The organism is uncultured Bifidobacterium sp., from assembly GCF_959020145.1.
GTDB lineage: Bacteria > Actinomycetota > Actinomycetes > Actinomycetales > Bifidobacteriaceae > Bifidobacterium.
Window position 1 is genome coordinate 45,701 of the sequence record NZ_CAUEQY010000001.1, and the last position, 20,817, is coordinate 66,517.

Annotated in this window: 15 protein-coding genes and 1 pseudogene; 11 read left to right on the forward strand and 5 right to left on the reverse strand. The window is 60.1% G+C overall.

The features are described from left to right. Nucleotide 1: 1 nt before the first annotated feature. Entirely contained in the window at nt 2-2,206 is a 2,205-nt protein-coding gene (locus tag Q5H33_RS00300) for a type IA DNA topoisomerase (protein ID WP_055054405.1), read from the reverse strand. Between the two features lie 153 nt (nt 2,207-2,359). Between Q5H33_RS00300 and Q5H33_RS00305 the strand changes: the two genes are divergently transcribed. The 9 genes and pseudogenes from Q5H33_RS00305 to Q5H33_RS00340 all read left to right on the forward strand — a co-directional run bounded on the left by Q5H33_RS00305 (nt 2,360) and on the right by Q5H33_RS00340 (nt 16,255). Beyond that, entirely contained in the window at nt 2,360-2,731 is a 372-nt protein-coding gene (locus tag Q5H33_RS00305; protein WP_195545936.1) for a hypothetical protein, read from the forward strand. 16 nt (nt 2,732-2,747) lie between these two features. Continuing rightward, nucleotides 2,748-3,707 carry a hypothetical protein gene (locus Q5H33_RS00310; RefSeq protein WP_195545935.1) on the forward strand — a complete coding sequence of 320 codons (960 nt, stop codon included), beginning with the start codon at nt 2,748-2,750 and terminating at the stop codon, nt 3,705-3,707. Nucleotides 3,708-3,716: 9 nt separating this feature from the next. Next, a complete protein-coding gene (locus tag Q5H33_RS00315) occupies nt 3,717-4,454 on the forward strand; it encodes a helix-turn-helix domain-containing protein (RefSeq protein ID WP_195545934.1) in 738 nt (245 codons plus the stop codon). 15 nt (nt 4,455-4,469) lie between these two features. Continuing rightward, nucleotides 4,470-4,763, forward strand: coding sequence for a hypothetical protein (locus Q5H33_RS00320; RefSeq protein WP_033500256.1), 294 nt, complete (start codon nt 4,470-4,472; stop codon nt 4,761-4,763). Nucleotides 4,764-4,786: 23 nt separating this feature from the next. Then, a complete protein-coding gene (locus tag Q5H33_RS00325; RefSeq protein WP_302422424.1) occupies nt 4,787-13,759 on the forward strand; it encodes an LPD11 domain-containing protein in 8,973 nt (2,990 codons plus the stop codon). Between the two features lie 134 nt (nt 13,760-13,893). Then, entirely contained in the window at nt 13,894-14,277 is a 384-nt protein-coding gene (locus Q5H33_RS00330; RefSeq protein WP_042990973.1) for a hypothetical protein, read from the forward strand. 246 nt (nt 14,278-14,523) lie between these two features. Beyond that, nucleotides 14,524-15,168: a hypothetical protein gene (locus Q5H33_RS00335; RefSeq protein ID WP_042990972.1), complete on the forward strand. Its 645-nt coding sequence runs from the start codon at nt 14,524-14,526 to the stop codon at nt 15,166-15,168. A 108-nt stretch (nt 15,169-15,276) separates the two neighbouring features. Then, nucleotides 15,277-15,357: pseudogene (locus Q5H33_RS08390) on the forward strand (IS3 family transposase); the annotation flags it as partial. Between the two features lie 373 nt (nt 15,358-15,730). Further along, on the forward strand, nt 15,731-16,255 hold the full coding sequence (locus Q5H33_RS00340; RefSeq protein WP_065438808.1) for a GNAT family N-acetyltransferase: 525 nt from the start codon (nt 15,731-15,733) through the stop codon (nt 16,253-16,255). 167 nt (nt 16,256-16,422) lie between these two features. On the opposite strand, the gene Q5H33_RS00345 is transcribed toward Q5H33_RS00340, so the two are convergent. After that, nucleotides 16,423-17,625 (reverse strand): IS256 family transposase, encoded by a 1,203-nt coding sequence (locus Q5H33_RS00345; RefSeq protein WP_134817124.1) that lies wholly within the window; start codon nt 17,623-17,625, stop codon nt 16,423-16,425. 189 nt (nt 17,626-17,814) lie between these two features. Here Q5H33_RS00345 and Q5H33_RS00350 point away from each other — a divergent pair, with 189 nt between their 5' ends. Further along, nucleotides 17,815-18,132, forward strand: coding sequence for a hypothetical protein (locus tag Q5H33_RS00350; protein ID WP_302422432.1), 318 nt, complete (start codon nt 17,815-17,817; stop codon nt 18,130-18,132). Then, nucleotides 18,129-18,383 (forward strand): hypothetical protein, encoded by a 255-nt coding sequence (locus Q5H33_RS00355; RefSeq protein ID WP_042990970.1) that lies wholly within the window; start codon nt 18,129-18,131, stop codon nt 18,381-18,383. The genes Q5H33_RS00350 and Q5H33_RS00355 overlap by 4 nt, the downstream gene beginning before the upstream one ends. Before the next feature lie 103 nt (nt 18,384-18,486). Here the strand turns inward: Q5H33_RS00355 and Q5H33_RS00360 are convergent, their stop codons facing one another. The 3 genes from Q5H33_RS00360 to Q5H33_RS00370 form a co-directional block, all read right to left on the reverse strand. Next, entirely contained in the window at nt 18,487-19,737 is a 1,251-nt protein-coding gene (locus Q5H33_RS00360; RefSeq protein ID WP_302422434.1) for an amidase domain-containing protein, read from the reverse strand. 68 nt (nt 19,738-19,805) lie between these two features. After that, entirely contained in the window at nt 19,806-20,264 is a 459-nt protein-coding gene (locus Q5H33_RS00365; RefSeq protein WP_130081819.1) for a hypothetical protein, read from the reverse strand. 101 nt (nt 20,265-20,365) lie between these two features. Beyond that, nucleotides 20,366-20,701 carry a hypothetical protein gene (locus tag Q5H33_RS00370; RefSeq protein WP_042990969.1) on the reverse strand — a complete coding sequence of 112 codons (336 nt, stop codon included), beginning with the start codon at nt 20,699-20,701 and terminating at the stop codon, nt 20,366-20,368. Nucleotides 20,702-20,817 lie beyond the last annotated feature (116 nt).

A 20,817-nucleotide genomic window follows, 5' to 3' on the forward strand; every position in this document is an offset into this window, starting at 1 on the left:
TCTACTTCCTTTTCCTGTTCAGATCGTCGAACGACAATCCGATGCCATACTGCCGGTCCGGCACGAGACGCGCGTCGAACGTCTTGCCGGCCTTCGACTTCAGGCCGGACACCTTCGGACGTTTGCCCTCCAACGTGCGGCGGACCATGCTATCGGTCAGCTTCTTGCCGAACTTCTCCGCGAAGATCTTGTAGCCGCAACCCTCGCCGAGCTTCCAGGCACCGGCATCATCCCTCACGCTCTTGTTCGACGAACACTGCCAGACGCTCCCGGTCTTGACCACGGGTTTGCCGCAACGCGGGCAGGGTCCGAACGACTCACGTTCGCCGGCCTGCTGCGCCAACTGTCGCAGGCTGTCCCGCTGGGTCATCTCCATAACACGGCCGGGCATCGCCGCGCAGGCCGTGCGGATCTCGGTCAGAAAGACCGTCTCGTCGCCCCTGCCATGTTCGATGTCGGCAAGGCTCTGCTCCCATTGCGCGGTGAGCTTCACATCCTTCAACTCGTCGATGGCGACGCCGACGAGCATCCGTCCGGCGGTGGTGCTGCGTATCTGCTTGCCCTTACGCTGCAGGTAGCCGCTTTTGACCAGGCTCTCGAGTATGCCGGCACGGGTCGCGGGCGTGCCGATGCCTCCCGAATGGCTCGTGTCGTCATCCAGGGCGGCTTTCAGATCGCTGTCCGCGACGAAACGGCTCGCATGCTCCATGGCGGACAGCAGTGTGGCCTCCGTGAACGGTTTCGGCGGTGCGGACACGCCCTCGGCGAGGGAAGGTGAGCCGGACTGGGAGAGAGGTCCCTTCCCGAGGGAGTCCGGTATCCGATTCGCGGGCTTCTTCTCCGCGCCGTCCGTTTTCGACGTGTGCTCGATGGCGGTCCAACCCGCATCGACCGTCACATCGTTCGATGCGGACAGCGGAACCCGTTCCGTGGAACCATCGGCATGACGTTCATCCAATGCCGCATCGACTTTCACCGTGTCGTGGACACGGTCCGTGGCGCAGGCGGCCCACATGCGCGTCAGGATCACGGTCATGACCTTGCGTTCCATGTCCGTCAGGTCATGCTGGAACACGTCGTATGTGAGACGCCGCGTCGGAAGGATTGCGGTATGACCTTGGACCTTGTCGTCCGCGACGCACCGCATCGGATCGAAGCCGCCGGCGGAATACAGGTCGTGGATCGCGTCGACGGGCTTCTGGTCCAGGAAACCCAACGCGTATTTCGGCTGCAGCAGTTCCTTCAACCCGTCCACGTCATCATGGGTGACGTATTTGGAATCGGTGCGGGGATAGGTCGCTACCTTCATCTCGTACAAGTGCTGCAGACAGTCCAGCGTCTGCTCGGCGGTCAGCCCGTGCCGGTCGCTCATGGCCTTCTGCAATCCGGTCAGGTCGAACAGGGTCGGCGGCTTCGCATGCTCGCGACGCCGTTTCACCTCCAGAACATCGACGGCCAGTCCCTTGGCGTCGGCCAGCACGCGGTCGGCCGACGCCCGGTCCTCGATCTTCCCGCTTTCAAGCGTCCACCCGTCCATCGGCACGATGAGTCGCCAGAACGGAGTCGGCTTGTGTGATTCGATGGCGAGATCACGTTGGACGACCATGTTCAGCGTGGGTGTGCGCACTCGTCCGAGCGACAGACTGCGATGCCAGGCGAGCGTATGGGCGCGTGACGCGTTCATGCCGACCAGCCAGTCGGCTTTCGCCCTGGCGTCCGCCGCGTCGGCCAGACCATCGTAATCGGATTCCGGACGCATCCTTTTCCACGCGTCGCGGATCGCCTGCTCGTCCAATGACGCGACCCACAGGCGCAGTGAAGGTTTGGAGACCTTCGAGGCCATGAGGATACGTCGGAATATGGCCTCGCCCTCACGGTCCGGATCGCACGCGTTGACCAGCTCGGTCACCTTGTCGGAACGAAGCAGTTCGGAGAGGGAACGGTATCGTTGCACCGCGCCCTTCGCACCGCTCAAACGCCAACGCCATGATTTCGGATCGATGGGAAGGGACTCCATCGTCCACTTACGCGCTGACCAAGGCATGTCCGTGTATTCCTCCGGATCCGACAATTCCACCAGATGGCCCTGCGCCCATGAGATGAGCGTCTCTCCGGCCGAAACATACCCATCGCCCTGTCTCACATCACCCAACGCCTGCGCGATGGCGAAAGCCACGGAACGTTTCTCAGCGATCACAAGACGCACTTCAATTCCTTCCCGATATCGAATGGTGCGTCCCTTCCACACGCATCCCAACCGATATCGGTTTTTCATCCTCGAAAAAATATCGGCGGCGAAAAAACCGGGGGCATGTGAACGGGAGGAAGACGGGATGGGCCCGTCGGAAAGGAAACCATCATGGTCGACGTAAGCCAACGGTCGGAACTGTCCCTCCTGGACCACGACGCTCTCGCACGCGCCGTCGGGAGCATCCTCGACCGGCATGAGGAGATCCAGGACTGGACCATCCTCTACACGCAACGGGAACTCGGCATGAGATATCCGGGCATCGACTTCTCCACCGCGTCCACACTCGCGAAGATCGCCACCGATCCCGGACTGTCCAAGGAATTCGACCAATCACTCACCGCCGACGCCATCGAACGCATGCGGGCCGTCCCACTGCCGGACCGTCCGGAACGACGGTCGGACGCTGGGCTTCCCATGCCGGATCCCGGCATCGACCCGAACTCCGGCAACGGTCCCATGGGTCCCGGAATCGGAATGTGACGGAAAGGAGACGAACATGGAAAACCCGACCTTGGAACAGATGGAAGCATGGCGCGACCAGGCGACCGAACGGTTATCGCTCTTCGCACGAAGCAACGCCATCGAAGAGCCGATCGGAATCGGCGAGGAATGCTACCAGCTCGGAGAGGACTGCTACAAGCCCGACAGGTACGACCAATTCCGCTGGGTCACCGAAGACCAGTTCGACTCGGTCCTCCCACCGGGAATCGAACACGACCGGTACATCGCCATGACGAACATGACCGGCTTCGACGACGAGATCAAGGAATGGTCCGCGAACTGGAACGACCCCGGATACTGGCATGATGCCGCGGCCGATGCCTTATGGTCCAGCAACGACGGCGCCTATTGGACCACCCGCGACGAAGACCCGTCGGACGCCGTCATGGCGCGCGCCACCGCCGCATCGCAGATCGCCCTTGAACTGGACGCCGATAATCTCATCGAACGCACGCCGGAGAACATCGGACTGCTGCACGACATCGTCGATACCGTCCACGGCATGGACCCGGAAAGCGACCTCGGATACTACCGCGCCTACCCGTCCGAAACCGCCCGCGAAACCGTCGGAGAGCATCTCATCGATGGCGAGATCGCGGAGAAAACCATGTACGGCGGATGGAACCCCGACAGGGACCGGTATCTGAGGGTCAACAAGGACGGCGACTGGGTCGGCATGGACCAGACCACCGCGGACCGGCTCGTATGGGACAACCGTACGCCGATCCTGGAAAGCGTCGGCGCATACGCGGACGACATGCCGGCCGACCTCACTGACCGCGTCTGCGTAATGGACGAACGATCCTCCGCCGCACGCGTGAAAGCGCCGGACCCGTGGACCGGCGTCGACCCGGACGCCTTGTTCCAAGCCAGCGGGCCGACCATTCCCGATCCGGATCCCGGCATCGACCCGAACTCCGGCAACGGTCCCATGGGTCCCGGAATCGGAATGTGAGAACCAACCATGTCATCCATCGATATGGAACGGTTCCGCGAGGACATCAACCGGTATCGGAACAAAACCGGCATGCCTTGGGCCGCATTGGCCGAAAAAGCAGGCGTGAGCCCGGCGATGTTCACCCGCATCAAAAAAGGCTCAGCCGTCACCCTCGAGGCATTCGCGCAACTGTGCTCCTCATTCCAACTCAATCCCATCGACTACATGCCGGAACTCCAAACAAAACCAACGAAGGAACAACCAATGGAAGACGTGAAAAGACTCAGCATCGACGGCAAGGACTTCACCATCGAGGACGTGGAACTGCGGTCCGGCCCGGCCTGGGCGAACGGTCCGAGACGCGCCGACGCGGAACTGCCCGACGGGCAGGTCCTCGGCAGCATCGTGGCATCGGACGGCGAATGGCTCTGGCGTCTCGCCGGAGAGAAATGGAACCATACGGAACCGGCCGAAGGCCCCATCGCCGAATACATCGGCCATGAACCGAACCGCCTCTCGGCCATCAGAAGCCTATTGCAGGCCATCGAGGACCGGTATTCCGCCACAGCGGCCGACGACCCATGGGCATCCATGCCGGATGCTCACTCCACCACCACCATGCCGGATGCCGTCAGCCAGACCCAACCGGCACAGGTCGGGGATCCCTGGGCTTCGGCCTTCCCGGACGCGAACGCCCTGCCCGACCCGGATCCAGGCATCGACCAAGGCGCCATGCCAGCCACCGGACCCGGGATCGGAATGTGAAAGGAGACGGACATCATGCGTGACGACAAGACCGGAACGGACGAGGAACTGAACACACCCGACACGGCGAGAACCATTCCAACACGAAGGAGGAAGGAACCCGAGCCTCCGGCGACGGACGAGTGGCGTCCACCCGCATCGCTGAACCCCTGGGCGCGCGCGTTCGACGGCGACAGCCTGCCGGACGAACCGTACATGGGAAGCAACAAAAAACCGAAACAACTCTCCGACATGCTCCCGTACCCGAATCCGGCATCGGCCGACACGGCGGACGACAAGCCACGCCCCACATTGGAAGGCATGCGGTGAGCCGAATGGAAGGAACAGCCACAATGATCGACGAAAACACCAGCCGGCAGGTCGAAGAACTCTACCGCTCCGACGATTGGGCCGAACTGCGTTGGGCGCGCGAACATTCCACCCCACAGCAGATCGCACGGCATCTGCTCGACCCGCAATGGCGGAACCGCGACTACAACGCGTTGGACGAACTCGTGGAAATGACCCACGATGCGGACCTTTCCAGCCTCGACGAGGACGATCTGGAAACCCTCGCGGCCAGCGGACTGCCGGAACTCCGCCAGGCGGTCATCCGCTATGCCGGCACGCCGGCACGTCTGCTCGAGGACATGGCCCGCACCGAAAGCAACACGAGACTGCTGCAGATGCTCGTCGAATCAGGCAAACTCAGCCAGAACGCCATCGACCTGTGCTGCTGGAACCAGACGGACAGCCGACTGGCGGCAAGCATGCTGCCGAAAGCCTCGGACGACCTGCTCCACCGTCTCAGCGGCCGCGACTGGTGGCCATCCAGGAAGAACGCCGTCGAATCCGGCAGGCTCGACCGCAAGGACCTGGACGACATGATCAAAACGGAGAACCACCCGGACGTGGTCTCCGCCCTGATCGGCACAGGCGAATTCGACATGGACAGCGAAGCCGAAGCCATCAGACGGGTCATCACCTCACCCGGGCTTCTCACGACATACACCAATCCGATGAACCGCAGATACAGCCTCGACCTGCCCCGGCGGGAAGTCGTCCGACAGGCCGCGAGAACCATGCTGGAGCACGCTCCCGTGGGAATGATCCTCAGCATGCCCGACGACGATGATGAGAACTGGCGCACGCTCATCGACACGGCGGCGACGGAATACGCCGGGGAACTCGGCAAGGACATGCTTGGCCTCATCGCCCAGTCGGAAGGCAACACCCAGGCACGGACCATCCTCGCCGGACGGGGATTTCCGAAAGCCGCGGCATCCAACGCGGAACGGACCCTGGCGGCATCTCCCGGAGCGGACGGAACCTACGGGTTCAACCTGCGGCTGCTCGGACGCCTCAAGGACGACGTCGACTATTTCCTCGGCCCATCACATGCGGATAAATACCTATGGGCCGGCAGCGTGGACGCGCAGATCGCGAAACTCCGCGAGATCGACGGGACAATCAGGCCGGAAGACCGTCCCGAATGGTTCACCACGGAGTGGATCGACCAAGCCGAACGGGAGATGAAAGACCCGTCCGACAATACGGGAACAGCCCTTGACGCCGCATTGTCAGGCCAATACGCGGCGTTCGAGAATGCGGTCATCGGCTACATCGACGCGCACGACACGGACGCGGGAACCAGCGAGAACGGCGCGAGCCAGTTCGCCGGATACGAGGTGGCCGCACGCGACGCGAACGGAACGCCCATGGCCTACCGGCTCGACTGGTTCGACGATGAAGGCATGGTCCACGAGGGGCCGGAGGCCACGGAAACGGAACTCAGGAGTCTCCGCGAAGGCATCTTCGACAGTCCGGACTCATGGGACTCCTTCAACACGGCGACGGACACGCCCGATACGACCGCCGCCGATACTTCCGGAACGGCCGGCACGAAGCCCGGACATGAGACGGGCCACGGTCCGCAGATCGTCTTCACGTCACTGGCCGGCGGACATGGCATGCCGGAAGGAACGGTGGAACTGCTGTCCGACGACGCCGCCCGACAGGTCTCGGACATCCTCGACGCCGGAGGAACCAGTGGAGGACGGCCGGAACGGGCAGCCGGACAAGACCGGGAACGACGCCGCGAGAACATCGACAGACTGCTGGACGTACTGCCCGTCACCATGGTCACGAAAGACGGAAACCACCAGGTGACGGCCGAAGAGGTCATGGCCATGGCCGACCGGACGGAACATGCCGCGGACATGGCCGAGGAGCCGGAGACGGCCGCCGCATCATCCACGGATACGCCGGCGGAACCATTCGACTGGAACGGCGTGGATGGTCTCGAATCCGGCATCCGGGACTGGTACTCCCACGAATTCCCGGACGATCCGGAAGGAGGCCGCATCGACCCGCGGACCACGTTCCGCGAGGCCGTCGAATCGTTCCCCATGGGAGACGGCCACGATTTCTACGCGGTCACCGGAGCGGTGGACTCCATCGTGCGCGAACGCGTGTTCGAGGAACTGTCCAAGCGGCTCGACTGCGGATACGGGACGGTCTACGACGCATGGCTCCACCATACGGGCCTCGACCCGGACCTTTTGGGCACGAAAAGCACGCACATGCGCCACGACATCGAGGATATGCTCGGCGCCAGCGCCGGATCGTACGCCACGGTGGACGCCATCGCCGACCATATGGCCGCGGACCGGCATCTGAGGTCCATCATCCGCGAGGCAGACAGATCGACTGCCATCGGCAGCCGTGATTTCGAAAAGGGCCTCGGATCCGCCGTCGCCGACCATCCGCGAATCGGACGTCTTATGGACGACGACCGTTTCAAGGACCTCATCTACGACATGGTCCACGACGGACGCAGATTCTCCACGCCAGTACAGGACGATGCCATCGTATCCGGCGCGGACGCCCCCGCGGCCGAAGCGGGGACACAATCCGAAGCCGGGGAGGGGAGAGACCTGCCCGACAGCGGCGACGGGCTGGCGTCGGAGAACGTCGCGGAAGCTCCGGAACCGGTGGTCGCGGCCACCATCGAAGCGGAACAACTCGCCTTCGATTTCGACGACATGCCGTCCGGACTTGACTCCCGGCAGAATCGGGGGGAAAATTATAGCCAAACGAAATTAGGCACGGTGTCTAATTCGGACTCTTCCCATGAAACGGAAGAAAACGATGCGAAGAAGGAGACGACCCGAAATGACGAACATCACGCATTGCCCGTACACCGGGATCAAGAAGATGAGGTACCTGTTCATGGCGGAGCACATGCCGGAACAGCTCAAGGAGCTCCAACGCCAGGGGATGCCGGCGATGGACGCCTACATGGACGAGATGATGAAGAGGTTCGGCCGCGTGAGGACCGAGTACATCAACCATTGGGACAAGACGCACCAACACCTCAAGAAGCCGGGCAACTGGGATCCGTGGCTCAAGGGACTCAAGATGGCGGAACTGGAAAGCGAGGAAGTGGCCATCAGGGAAGTGGTCGAAGCCCTCTGAGGGGAACCGACCGCGGACTGCTCGACCCGGACCGGCAGACCGCGGGATCCAATCTCGAACGCGCGAGGGCGAACGTCCACGCCATCGAGGTGCTGCGCGACCTCGACGAAAGCGGCAGAGAACCCACCGACGACGACATCCGCGCCCTCGCCGCGTACGCGGGCTGGGGCGGAGCCCAGGAGGCGTTTCAGGAGGACACCACCAGCCAGCCGTGGCTTGAGGTCAACGGCCGGCTGCGCGAACTGCTCAGCGACGAGGAATACGCCGACGCGCGCAGCAGCACGCTCACCGCGTTCTACACTCCACGGCCGTTGATCGACGCGATCTGGAACACGTTGGGCAAGGCCGGGTTCGGCCGGGATCCGAAGCATCCCGACATGGTCCTGGAACCCGGCTGCGGAACGGGCAACTTCATCCGCTCCACTCCGGCGGGCTCATCCTACGGGTTCACCGGCATCGAGGCCGACCCGATCAGCGCCGGCATCGCACGCTACCTGTGCCCGGACGACGACATCATCGCCAACAGGATGGAACGGACCGGACTGCCCGAGAGCGCGTTCGACCTCGCCGTCGGCAACGTGCCGTACAGCGACGCGATCCGCATCGACAACACCGTCATCCACGACTGGTTCATCCGGCACAGTCTCGACACGGTGCGTCCGGGAGGCCTCGTCGCCGTGCTCACCAGCCGGTACACGCTCGACAAGAACACGACGGGCATGCGCCGCGAACTGGCCCGCAAGGCCGAACTCGTAGCCGCATGCCGTCTGCCCAGGGAGACGTTCGGCCGCCAGGCCGGCACCGAGGTGGTCTCCGACATCCTCGTTCTGCGCAAACGCGACGAGCCTTTGGCGGACGTGGACGCCGCATGGGTGGACGCCGTCGAATTCAGCCAGGGCGTCAACGCCAACAGGCTGTTCGTGGAGCACCCCGAATACGTGGCGGGCACCATGACCGTCGGATCGGGACCGTTCGGCCCGCAGATCGACGTCACCGGCACCAACGACATCGGCCGATTGGGCGAAAACGTCGAACGCATCCTCACCGGCCAGCTCGAAGCCTACGGCATCGGCCTGCACGACAGGCTCGGCGAACGCGCCAACGAGCCCATCGTCGTCCCCGACGCGACCAGGCAGACGGCCATGCGGTACACGGTCGACGAGAACGGCCACATCTGGTACGGCAACATGTACGGGCAGGTCGTGCCCGCGCACTCCCGCGTTAGGAACGGCGGCGACGAGCGCATGGCCGCCATGCTGCGCCTGCGCGACCGGACCGAACGGCTGCTCTCCAGCGAACGCGACCCGGAGACCGACGACGAGACCGTGGCCCAAGGCATCAGGGACCTCGACCAGGCGTACGACCGGTTCGTCGAATCCTACGGCCGGCTCAACTCCAAAGAGAACCTGCGCGTGTTCGACCCGAACGCCACGGACGCGAGCCTGAACCAGCTGTACGCGTTGGAGAAGACCAACGCCGACGGGTTCGAAGCCAAGGGAGACACGCTCTCCAAAAGGGTCGTCACGCCGACACCGCCCATGCCCGACCATGTGGACGAGCCCGTGGAGGCGCTGTCCATCAGCCTCGACCGCATGGGGCACGTGGACCTCGACCTGATAGGCCGGCTGCTCGGCACGCGGGACACGGCCGAAACGTCCGAACGTCTCGGCGACCTCATCGTGGCAGGCCCGGACAGCGGCGAACCGGTGCCCGCCGACGAGTATCTGTCGGGAGACGTGGGCGGCAAGATCGACCATGTGGAGCGGCTGCTGCGGGACCTGGCCGGCCGGCCGGAACACGACCGGACCAATGACTGGCTCGCCCAGAACGGACTCGACGACGGTTCCCTGGAACCCGCCGTATCCGCGGAACAGGCCGTGCGGGAACTCCGCCAGTCGGGAGCATGGCAGAGCGCCACCGACCCTCTCCACACGACCAAGGCCATGGTGGAGGAAGCATGGTTCGCCGACGTGTCCGACGCCCACAACGGCCAGAAAATGGCGATGGCCTCCAAGTTCATCGACGACTGCAAGCCGGGAGTCGAACTGCTCGCCAAAAACTGGGACGCGGACAATCCCCAAGGGAACGCCTTGTTCGGAAGCGTCTTCGAGCAAGGCTGGTCGGGAGACGGCAACGGCATCGCCAACAGCACCATGCGCATGCTGTACAAGGCCGTGACCGCCGACCCGGAAGCCATCGACGACCGTGTCGTGGCGACGATCCTCAACACCCGCGACTTCCGATGGGGAGACGCGAAGGAGACCCTGCAAAAAATCACCGATCCAAGCCTGTGGAAGGTGGAGGATCTTGGCTACCGCAGGGAATCCAGATGCGACCTGCTCGCGATGGCCCGCGAGCTCCGCTCGCATCCGGAGATCTGCGAATACCTGTACTCCATGGACGTCGCACGCCTGAAAAGCCCATCCCATCACGGACGATACGACGAATACCGCCCGCTGAGTTCCATGGTCAGCGTCGAAGGACTCGGACAATGGCGCGAACGCAGGAACGAATGGATGGAGGCCCATCCGGCGCAGGAACCCGATCCGGAACGCCTGATGGAACTGAGGAACCTGGAATCCAGGCTCAGGAAGTCGCTTCCCGACAGGCTCACCCACGATGAGATCACCGCGAAACTCGGCTCGTCATGGATTCCGGCCGGCGTGATCCGCGATTTCATGATCGACACGTTCAAGATCAGGCAACGGCCCGACATCACCGAAGGCGGCCTGCGCAGCCTTTCCGTCAGCCACGACGAGACCACCGGCAACTGGCAGGTCAAATCGTCCCTCAGTCCGAAACTCGACGAGACCACCATCCAGGAATACGGCCTGGGCACCGGTCCGGGACGCAACCCGTTCGAGATCGTCGCGGGAGCTCTCAACTCCACGACCAGCAACCTCACCAAACCGGATCCGAACGATCCGACCGGGAAGAGGAAGGTCAGGGACCCGCAGGCCACGGCCATGCTCTACCAGAAACGCCACGCCGTCGAACAGGCATTCACCGAATGGGTGTGGAACGACCCGGACCGCACGCGCATGCTTGAGAACGTGTACAACCAGCGGTTCAACCGAATCCGTCCACGCGAATACGACGGCTCCTATCTCACGTTCCCCGGCATCAGCAGCGACATCGACCTGTACGGCCACCAGCGCAAAGCCGTCGCGAGGATCCTGCAATCCGAGGAAGGCACGCTCATCGCCCACGTCGTGGGCGCCGGCAAGACGTTCACCGGCGTGGCCGCATGCCATGAGGCGAAACGTCTCGGCAAGGCCACCAAGCCCATGATCGTCGTGCCGAACCATCTGACCGAACAGTGGGCCAAGGACTTCCTCACGCTCTACCCGGACGCGAACATACTCTCCATGACCGAGGCGGACGGCGCCGGCAAGGGCGCGGCACGCTTCTGGGCAAAGGTCGCCGGCGGCGACTGGGACGCGGTCATCGTCCGTCAGGACACGTTCCAACGCATGCACGTCAGTCCCGAACGCCGGCAACGGTACTTCGACCGGCGCAAGAGCGAAATGCTCAAAAGCATCGAGACCGCGAAGACGGACGGCAACGACTTCGCCGCCAAAAAGCTGAAGGACGAGATCGGCAAGATGGAGAAGAACCTGAGCAAGACCGTCAAACAGAACGAGAAGGACCGCGCGCGCGTCGACGGCAAACTCCAGGCGCTCCGTGGCGGCGAGAACAACAAGGACTGGATCGACTTCGAGGACCTTGGCGTGGACATGCTGTTCGTGGACGAGGCCCACCAATACAAGAACCTCGCCATCGCGACCACGATCAGCGTGCCCGGCGTGGACGTCGCGGCCGCGCAGAAATGCGAGGACCTGTTCGACAAGTGCGAATACCTGCGCGATCAGGGCAGGGGAGCGAACATCGTGTTCGCGACCGGCACGCCCGTGTCCAATTCCATGGCCGAACTGTACAACATGCAACGCTATCTAGCCCCAGGCCTGCTCAAGGCCCAGGGCGTGGAGGCGTTCACCAGCTGGGCCAACACGTACGGCAGCATCGTCGAAAGCGTCGAGGTCAAGCCGGAGGGAAGCGGATACCAGATCAAACAGCGTTTCTCGAAGTTCCATAACCTGCCGGAGCTCATGAGCACGTTCCACAACTACGCGGACCTGCTGACCGCCGACAAGCTCGACCTCGACGTGCCGGACTGCGACGTCATCCCCGTCGCGGTCGAACCGACCGAATCGCAGAAAAAAGCCGTCGAAGAACTCGTGCAGCGCGCCGAAGTCGTCAGGGACGGCGGTGTCGACCCGTCCGACGACAACATGCTCAACATCACGAACGACGGCAGGAAGGTCAGCCTCGACCCGAAGCTGCTCGACGTGTCCGACCCGGACGTCAAGCCGATGGAACACGGCAAGGTACAGGTCTGCGCGGAGAACATCTACAGGATCTGGAAGGAGCATGCGGCCGACAAGGCCACGCAGCTCGTGTTCTGCGACTCGTCGACCACGGCGTCCGGAAAGTGGAACATCCAATCCGATCTGAAACGCCGTATCATGGAACAGGGCATCCCCGAGGACGAGATCATGTTCGCAGCCCAGGAGAAGGACCCGCAGAAGAAGCAGGCCCTGTTCGACAAGGTCCGCAAGGGCGAGGTGCGTGTGCTCATCGGCTCCACCGGAACGTTGGGCACCGGCACGAACGTGCAGGACAGGCTCTTCGCCATCCACGACCTCGACTGTCCGTGGAAGCCGGCCGAACTCGAACAGCGTCAAGGCCGTGTCCGCAGGCAGGGCAACATGTTCGACAAGGTGGAGGACTACCGGTACGTGACCGTCGGCACATTCGACAGCTACATGTTCCAGACCGTGGAACGCAAGGCCGGGTTCATCAGCCAGATCATGAACTCCGATTCGCCCGCCCGCGAGGCGTCCGACGTGGACGACACCGTGTTGAACCTCGCGCAGATGAAGGCCCTCGCCACTGGAGACCCGAAGATCGCAGAACGCATGGAGGCCGAGAACAGGCTCACCCAGCTGACGTTGCTTAAACGAGCACACGCGGCGCAGCAGAAGTCCATCCGATTCAAGATCGACATGCAATTGCAGCCGACCGTGGACAGTCTCGAAGTCCAGCACGCCGAAGCCGTCGACGACGAGCCGGCATTCCGGAAGGCGGCGGCATTGCGCGAAGAGTACAGGGAACGCGGCGTATGCGGCCTCGACCTCGGCAACGGCCCCATCACCGACCGGAAGCAGGCCATCCACGATCTCACCGGCATCGCCAGAAGGCTCGGACACGGACAGACGGTGGAGGCCGGCGAGTACTGCGGCATGACCGTCGTCATAGAGAACCGCGACATGAGGGTCAAAGGTCTCAACGCGTTCCATCCGGTCGTCGGTCTGAAAGACAGGCACGTCCACTGGTCCGGTAACGGCATGCCCGACATCAACAATAGCGCCGACAACGTCATCAACCAGCTCGGCAGAATCATCTCCGGCAACACCGATACCGCGCAAAGTCTTGGCGTAAGACTCGAAAACGCCAAGGCGGATCTGGACAACGCGTGGACCGCGTTGTCCAGGCCGTGGAGCGGACAGAAGGAATACGACGAGCTCACCGACAGGATCGCCAAAATGGACATGGAGATCAAGGGGCGGCCCGCCCAACAGCAGGACGACATGGAAGACGGCATGCAGGCGGACCTAGCCGAGGCCACGTTCCGCTCCAACGGACAGGAAGGCGCTCAAACCGCGGACGACCCGTCATACCCGTCCGATTTTCCCGCCATGGACATGGACGAACCGGAAATTCCGGTCCCGGACCCCTGCGTAGACCCCGGCAGCGGCATGCAGGACGGGCCGGGCCTCAGCATGTGACCTCGTCGATGAGACCGAAGGCGTGAGGAAGAGAAACGGGTCGGAAGGGATTGACGCTCCCTTCCGACCCGTTTTCCGATATCGGCGGACTCGCACGTGAACCGGATGGAACGACACAAGAAAGGACTCCACCGATGTCCGAAACGGAGCAGGTAAGAACGGAAATAGAAGACATCCGAGCCCGTTCCGACGATCTTGCGGATGTCTTCGACGGGGTTTCAGAGGGCGTGCCGATGGTCGGAAACGTGGGAAAGACGCGTAGCGAAAACGAGGTGTTCATTCCGGACACGCTGCATTGCACCGTTCTGGTGAAAACCACGGACGCCACGTATATGGGCAGGACATTCAAACGGATCTACCGGCTTGGCGTCAATTCTGCGGAAGCTCCCCTCAAGAAAAGGGAGGCGTTGGAATTTTCCGACTGTTCGCCGGACAATCCCGTACCGGGCCATATCGTCGACTCCATCGGTCCGGTCGCGCAGGCCAACGGTCCCGACGGTCTGGAATTCATACTGTGACGCGTGCCGCAGGGGAAGACCGGAAGGAACCGGCCACAGGCGGGGAGCTCAAGGAATTCTGGAACAGGGCGAAACGTCGGATGGTCCGAAGGGAATTCGAAAAACTCAGACCGCCATCCAACGCCCTCCAATAGGCCGATCCGCCACAAGACCAATAAAAATGTCTCCGCTTCCCCCATCGGAAACCGTAAGGACGATTGGGGGAGACGGGCAAAACAAAAATACAACGACAAAAGGAGAGAAAACATGGCCGAAACCGCACAGACCATGACCGAATTCACGTACGCGCCGGGCGAGAAGAACATTATCGGCGACCGTTTCAGCCCCAGCGTGGTGATCTTCTGGCTCAAGACCTCAGTCGCCGCGTCCAGCACGCGCGTGCAGTACAAGGCGCCGAACACCTTGTTCGGACTGATCCCGTTGGGAGCGTCCACCAAGACCATTCCGCTGCGCAACATCGCCAGCGTCGACACGAACACGAAATTTAACCTCGGAAGCCTCGTGTGGGGTCTGATTTTCCTGTTCGTCGGCTTCGGCATGTTCGACTCGAACGCCCTGGTCGCCATTGTCTGCCTGCTCGTCGCCGCGGCCAACCTCGCCAACGTCATGAGCGCCAGCCTCGTCTTCCACGATCCGTCCGGCGGAGCGAACGCCATCACCGTGAGCATCCTCGAAAAGGACAAGCTCATGAAGCTCGCGCAGGAGATCCAGGCCCGCGTGTTCACGGACGCGGACCAGCTGCGCCACGAGGAAAGCATGCACATGGCCGAGAAGCAGTACACCGCGCAGACCAACAGCGTGCTCATCCAACAGCAGATGCTCGCCAATCAGCAGGCGCAAGCCGTACAGCAGGCTCCGACGCAGTCCGAGCAAACCCAGCAGGGCGAGTGACATCATCCGAAAACCCGAAACGGGAACAGGAACGAAGAAATTGAACCGCACTCCGATTGTTCGGACTGAAGAAATTCAGATTCGACGATCGGGGTGCGGTCCTTTCATATGCGTGAGGTTCGAAGGAGATGTTACGACGACGGATTCCGGCGTGATGCGCTGGAACTCATCAAGGCCGGAGCCGGCAAAGACACACACGACAACGACACCGAGTTCGCCCGGCACGCCCGGTCGCGTGACAAGCTGGGAATGGATACGTGCTTCGTCTACCCGTACTCCAGCTGGCGGCGGGAAAACAACGGGAACAGGAACGGCGTTGCATTTCTAACTAGACACCGGGGGTCGAGATGGGACGGAGCATGTGATATATTTCAATTGACACGAGACATTTATTGGCTAGGAGTATCCACATGATTACCGTTGCGGCTGGCGTCAAGGCGATGCCGGCATACGTCCCTCCGAAGGACGGGAAACCTCGCAACCAAGTGGACGCCAAATGGATGAAGCTCGCGAAAGCATCCTCCAGGAAGAACAGGCGTGGACGGGCTCAGTGCGTTTCCGAATGATAAGCAGCAGGATCTGCGGGCCGGACGACCAGCTCGCCGTCCGAAGATTCGTGTGCTGCGGAGCGGGGGCACCCGAATACGCGATGGACGTCCAACGGTATATCAGAGGTCTTGACCTGAAAGAGAATGCGGACGATGTTCTGCGCATGGCCCTGTATTGCGAAGGTGATTCCGACGTACTCGCATTCTGCGAGTTCGGATGGATAGGGTCTTCGGACGCGTACGCGATTTCGTATATAGCCACGGCCTTGTCCGAGCAGTGCAACGGTCTTGGCGGTATGCTGCTCGCCACGGTCCTTAGATGGGTCGGCAATGATTCGGCGGTCACGGGACGCGACCCGTACATCATGACCCAGATAAATCCAGACAACCACGCGAGCATGCGCCTGTTCAAGGCGTATGGGTTCTCCGACGAGGGCGCCGATGAGGATGATCCCGAATACCACATATGGTCAAGGAACGTCGAAAGGTTCAGAACCGATAAGCTATGGCTGTCCCAGCTAACGCAGGTCACCGAATGATCGGGGGTTCGCCTCTTCGCTGTGTCGGCTTTCCGTCTGTTTGTTGCCGACGATGATGTATTGTCTGCGGCTTCTGGCGTGCCGGTGAACTTGCGGGGAGGGGCGAGAACTGCGGAAAAGCTGTCCACATGGCGGGGTTTCGGTCGCAGGCGATAAAAACCCTATCCTTATGATTGAGACGATATCAAGCAGCCACACCGGAAAGAAGCCTCATATGGAACAATGTCCAGGTAGCGGCGGCTCGACCAATCGTTGGCGGTGACGTATCGGATCCTGGCGCAGACGAGCATGAGCGCGCTCCTGCCGTCGGGGAAGCTGCCGACGACCCTGGTGCGCCGGCGGATCTCCCTGTTGAGGCGTTCGATCATGTTGTTCGTGCGGATCCGCCGCCGGTGCTCCGGGGGATACTCGTCGAGCAGATAGGTCGTGGTCTCGCCGATACCTTCCCTCAGGCAGGAGGCTGCCGCTTTCAGTCTCCTGGACTCCATCTCGCGGGCGACCTCCTCGGCCTTGGCGAGGGCGGACGCGCGTGATTCCATGGCGAAGATCGCCTTGAGCGCGGCGGACGCCCATTCGCGGTGGGTGGGCGGCACCTTGGAGAGCACGTTGCGCATGAAGTGGACCATGCACCGCTGGTATCTGGCCTGCGGCAGCATCTCGCCGACGGTGGCGACGAGCCCGGCGCACCTGTCGCCGACCACGAGCCTGACGCCCTTCAGGCCGCGCTCGATCATGGACCGTATGAACTGCTCCCAGCTGGCCTTGTCCTCCTTCATGCCCTCGGCCACGCCGATGACCTCCCGGTGGCCCGTGTCGTCCACGCCGATGGCGACCAGCACGCTCACGTTCTCGACCGACCCGCCCCATGAGCGCTTGTGCCACACACCGTCCATGAACACGTACGGGCACTCGCCCCCAAGCGGCCGGTTGCGCCATTCGTCGATCTGGTCGTACACCTTCCTGAGCTTGTCGGAGAGCGTCTGCGAGGGCATCCGCTCGCCCCACAGCAGCTGACTGATGTCGTCCACGCGGCGCGTGCTGACGCCGGCCAGATACATGTCGATCAACGACTCCTCGACGCTCTGCTCCCGCCGCCGGTAGCGTTCGATCACCGCCGACTCGAACAGGGCGCCCTTGAGCTTGGGCACCTTGAGTCCGAGCCTGCCGGCCTTGACGGTGAACCTGCGCGCGTAGTGGCCGGCCCGGTACGCCTTGCGTCCATCGCTTCTCTCGTATCTGGCGGCGTTGGCGATTAGGTCGGCCTCCTCGTCGAGCATCGCGTTGACGATCTGCTCGACCTTGTCGCGCACCATGGCGTCGAGCTTGGTCTCGAACATGGCCTGGTCGAACTGTATGATTTCCTTGGACATGGCCCGTGCCTCTTTCCAATCGCGGTTTTCCTGTGTTAGCGACTGAAAATCGTACCCGGTGCGAGCCATGTTCATATCCGGGAAGCCCGAATCACAAAGTGCGCAAAAAACCGGGCGTTATCGCGCGACCGGCGCCCGGACCGCAACGGCGAACTGATCGTCATCGACACCCCGCCGAACGGGTCCGTCGTGGACGAGGCCATCAAGAACGCGGACTTCGTGGTCATCCCCACCCTGTCCTCGCCCATCGACCTGCAGCAGACCATGCTCACCGCCGCCCAATGCCAGGACGCCGGCAAAGACTACGCCGTGCTCATCGTCATGGCCCGCAAGGGCACCAACGCCCTGCGCGCGTTCAGGACCGCCGTCGAGGAATACGGGGCCGGCATCTTCGACACGGAAATCCCGCTGAGGGAGGATTTCAAAGCCGATTTCGGCCACACGTTCAGAAGCAATCTCAACGGATACGAGGACGTGTGGAACGAGCTGAAGGAGGAACTGCGATGAAGAAGGCCTCGGGACGACTTACCATGAGCATGCAGCCACGCCGCGAACTCGAAGGAAAACCAGTGACCAGGCTCATGGACGTGCAGGACAACACCGGCCGTGGCGACGGCGAAACCGTCCGCAAGGTCATGACCACGTTCCAGATGGACGCGGACCTCAAAGCCGAACTCAAACGATACTGTGCGGACAACGGCATGAAAATGGGAGAGACCATCAACCAAGCCATAGAACAATGGCTTCAAACCAAATGAATATTAGGTTCTATATCAACAAATACAGCGCGACTTTTTCTGTCTACCTGGCCTAGGGTCAGAAAAGCCGCGCTGTATATTGCTAAGAATGTATTTAGCCTCTTTAATAAATGAGGTTTAGTTCCACTGTATTAATCTTAGTCTTTCCTTCCGAATACGCTTTAAGTAAAAATGTGCTGTACGGTATGTTTGCACGAAGTGGTGATTTCTGTGATATATAACGCATTCCATCACTGGATACGCCAACAACAATATTTGCATGATCTAAAGTACCATCAGGATTATTGGCACCACTACTATCAATCCAATCATAGTAAATAATCGACCCCATATATGTTTTGAAAACAGAAGAGGCAGCTGTGAAAGATCCAGAATGGTTGAGCATGAATTTATAGTTGTAATCCGCATTAGACCAGGTCCGTGAAGAATCATTCTTTTCTGTATCATAGTCCCAGACATTCGTAAAGTATTTTGTTACAAGATTATACGGAACAAGAGCTTGGCCTCCAGCATGCACTGCCTGAGAAACAAAATTTGTACAGTTTCCACCAGATTTGAAAATCGGATATTCGGTATTAAAAGCATCTACCGGCCCAGTGGTCCATTCATCTACATAATTAAGCATACGACCTTCCGAGATTTGTGATGCCCGAGGCTGCGGCGATGTGTCACCTGGCAGGTTCCCCTCATCTTGAGTGTTCGGAACAGAGTCAGTGTATGCCGTGTCGGGTAAATCACTGTCTATGCCAAACAAATTCTGGTTTTTGCTGTATTTCTTTGCAAAAGCAGCCAAATCATTTGCTTGCATGTATTCTGAATAATCAACCAATTGGTCTGAAATTACTGTATATGCATTTCCAGATGACGCTGACAATGTCAGAATATGGATGTCCTGCCAAACTGATGTCAGATCCTCGGTCTCCCCGTCATACAGAGTCACCGTAGAACCATCAGATGAATGCGATTCAATTGTTTTTGTTTCCAAAACGGCAACTTGTGCTGTGTTGGAAATTACTTCACTCGAGAGAATGGACGACTCCACTGAAGCCGATATAATATCCAATGAACCTTTCTGGAAACAAACCAAATCTTGTGCGGCTTGGCTTGAAGCAATAGCGTTTTGCTGATCATCCCGGCTGTCGCTTTGCAAAAGTGCATTCAAATGCGCTTCCGTAAGATCCGAATACGGATATTTGTACGCATCCTCTATATTCTGCATATAGTTTTGAATGGGAGCACTTAATACATCATCAAGATTTTGAGATGTCTGAGCCGATGCGCTATTAGGTATACCGAACGCCAATGCAGTTACAGATATAGCAACCAGTACGGTTTTGCTCCACTTTCTATACATATTGGCCTCACTGTCTAGTGATGATTGTTTCCCTCATATCATTGTATTGCATTTAATGTTACAACACGTTATTTTTCGATAACGTTAATCAGCTCAATTTCACTTTTGACGGCATCGCTACAAAGGCTTTCCAATTGATTATCATAATACTTTGGAGATTTTGACCATTCAGCTAAATCATATTCAAAGAAACCGGCATTACATGTTGGTATTGGTTCATCATCAAGGTAATCCAACACATCCTGTACATCATCTTTGAAACGATGCAATACGCTAGGAGATTCAACATCAGAATCAGAAAGCTCCATATACTCAGTTATCTCACTCGAATTAATCCACCCAGAATAATGATCATATGCAGCAACTGCATCTTCTCTATAAACTTCACAAAGATTTTCAGATTCGCGAATCTGAATAATTCTACATATTAATAAATATGAAATTAGTGCAAAAATAAGCACTACAACTACCACAATGCATCTACGCGCAATAATATACCGACGTTGATTTGTGTGTTTTAAAGTCATATCGCATCAACCTAAATAATAGATGTTATATACGCCTGCCTGTGTTTACCACGCACTTTACGAAAATCTATCATTTCTTCGTTAATTTACTTTTCTGCGTATCAGAACAGTGATTCCTGGATGTACCCATGCAGGGCGCGATTGCGTTCATCAAACGCGCGCACCGGACACGAAACGGAATCGACGGACCCCTCCAGATGGGCACGGGCCGGCCCCACGTCGAACAGTCTCGGGTACTTGCCATAGGGCAGACAGTCCGCACCGGACACGTAGCGCACGACCAGGCTGCCGTTGCGTCGTTCGATCTCCTTGACGCCGCCCTTCGGCTTGCGGTAGGGCAGGGAGACCTGCGCGGCGATCTTCGAAATGAAGCCGTGCGACATCCACGGCTCGTCCTCCGGGAGCGTCAAATCCTTGAAACGGGTATCATCATCCATTGCCAATCACGGTCCTTTCGTGGTTGCCACGCCTCCGGAGATTGCCGTCTCGCGGGGGCATTTTCATACCAAAATCCAGTGTGGACTTTAGCCACCATAGTAATCGAACAAGTGTG

Excerpts from the sequence above, each read along its gene's own strand:
- Q5H33_RS00315 (WP_195545934.1), top strand. The coding sequence starts at position 3,717 with ATGTCATCCATCGATATGGAACGGTTCCGCGAGGACATCAACCGGTAT.
- Q5H33_RS00330 (WP_042990973.1), top strand. The coding sequence starts at position 13,894 with ATGTCCGAAACGGAGCAGGTAAGAACGGAAATAGAAGACATCCGAGCC.
- Q5H33_RS00310 (WP_195545935.1), top strand. The coding sequence starts at position 2,748 with ATGGAAAACCCGACCTTGGAACAGATGGAAGCATGGCGCGACCAGGCG.
- Q5H33_RS00335 (WP_042990972.1), top strand. The coding sequence starts at position 14,524 with ATGGCCGAAACCGCACAGACCATGACCGAATTCACGTACGCGCCGGGC.
- Q5H33_RS00305 (WP_195545936.1), top strand. The coding sequence starts at position 2,360 with ATGGTCGACGTAAGCCAACGGTCGGAACTGTCCCTCCTGGACCACGAC.
- Q5H33_RS00340 (WP_065438808.1), top strand. The coding sequence starts at position 15,731 with ATGATAAGCAGCAGGATCTGCGGGCCGGACGACCAGCTCGCCGTCCGA.
- Q5H33_RS00345 (WP_134817124.1), bottom strand. The coding sequence starts at position 17,625 with ATGTCCAAGGAAATCATACAGTTCGACCAGGCCATGTTCGAGACCAAG.
- Q5H33_RS00320 (WP_033500256.1), top strand. The coding sequence starts at position 4,470 with ATGCGTGACGACAAGACCGGAACGGACGAGGAACTGAACACACCCGAC.
- Q5H33_RS00370 (WP_042990969.1), bottom strand. The coding sequence starts at position 20,701 with ATGGATGATGATACCCGTTTCAAGGATTTGACGCTCCCGGAGGACGAG.
- Q5H33_RS00325 (WP_302422424.1), top strand. The coding sequence starts at position 4,787 with ATGATCGACGAAAACACCAGCCGGCAGGTCGAAGAACTCTACCGCTCC.
- Q5H33_RS00365 (WP_130081819.1), bottom strand. The coding sequence starts at position 20,264 with ATGACTTTAAAACACACAAATCAACGTCGGTATATTATTGCGCGTAGA.
- Q5H33_RS00360 (WP_302422434.1), bottom strand. The coding sequence starts at position 19,737 with ATGTATAGAAAGTGGAGCAAAACCGTACTGGTTGCTATATCTGTAACT.
- Q5H33_RS00355 (WP_042990970.1), top strand. The coding sequence starts at position 18,129 with ATGAAGAAGGCCTCGGGACGACTTACCATGAGCATGCAGCCACGCCGC.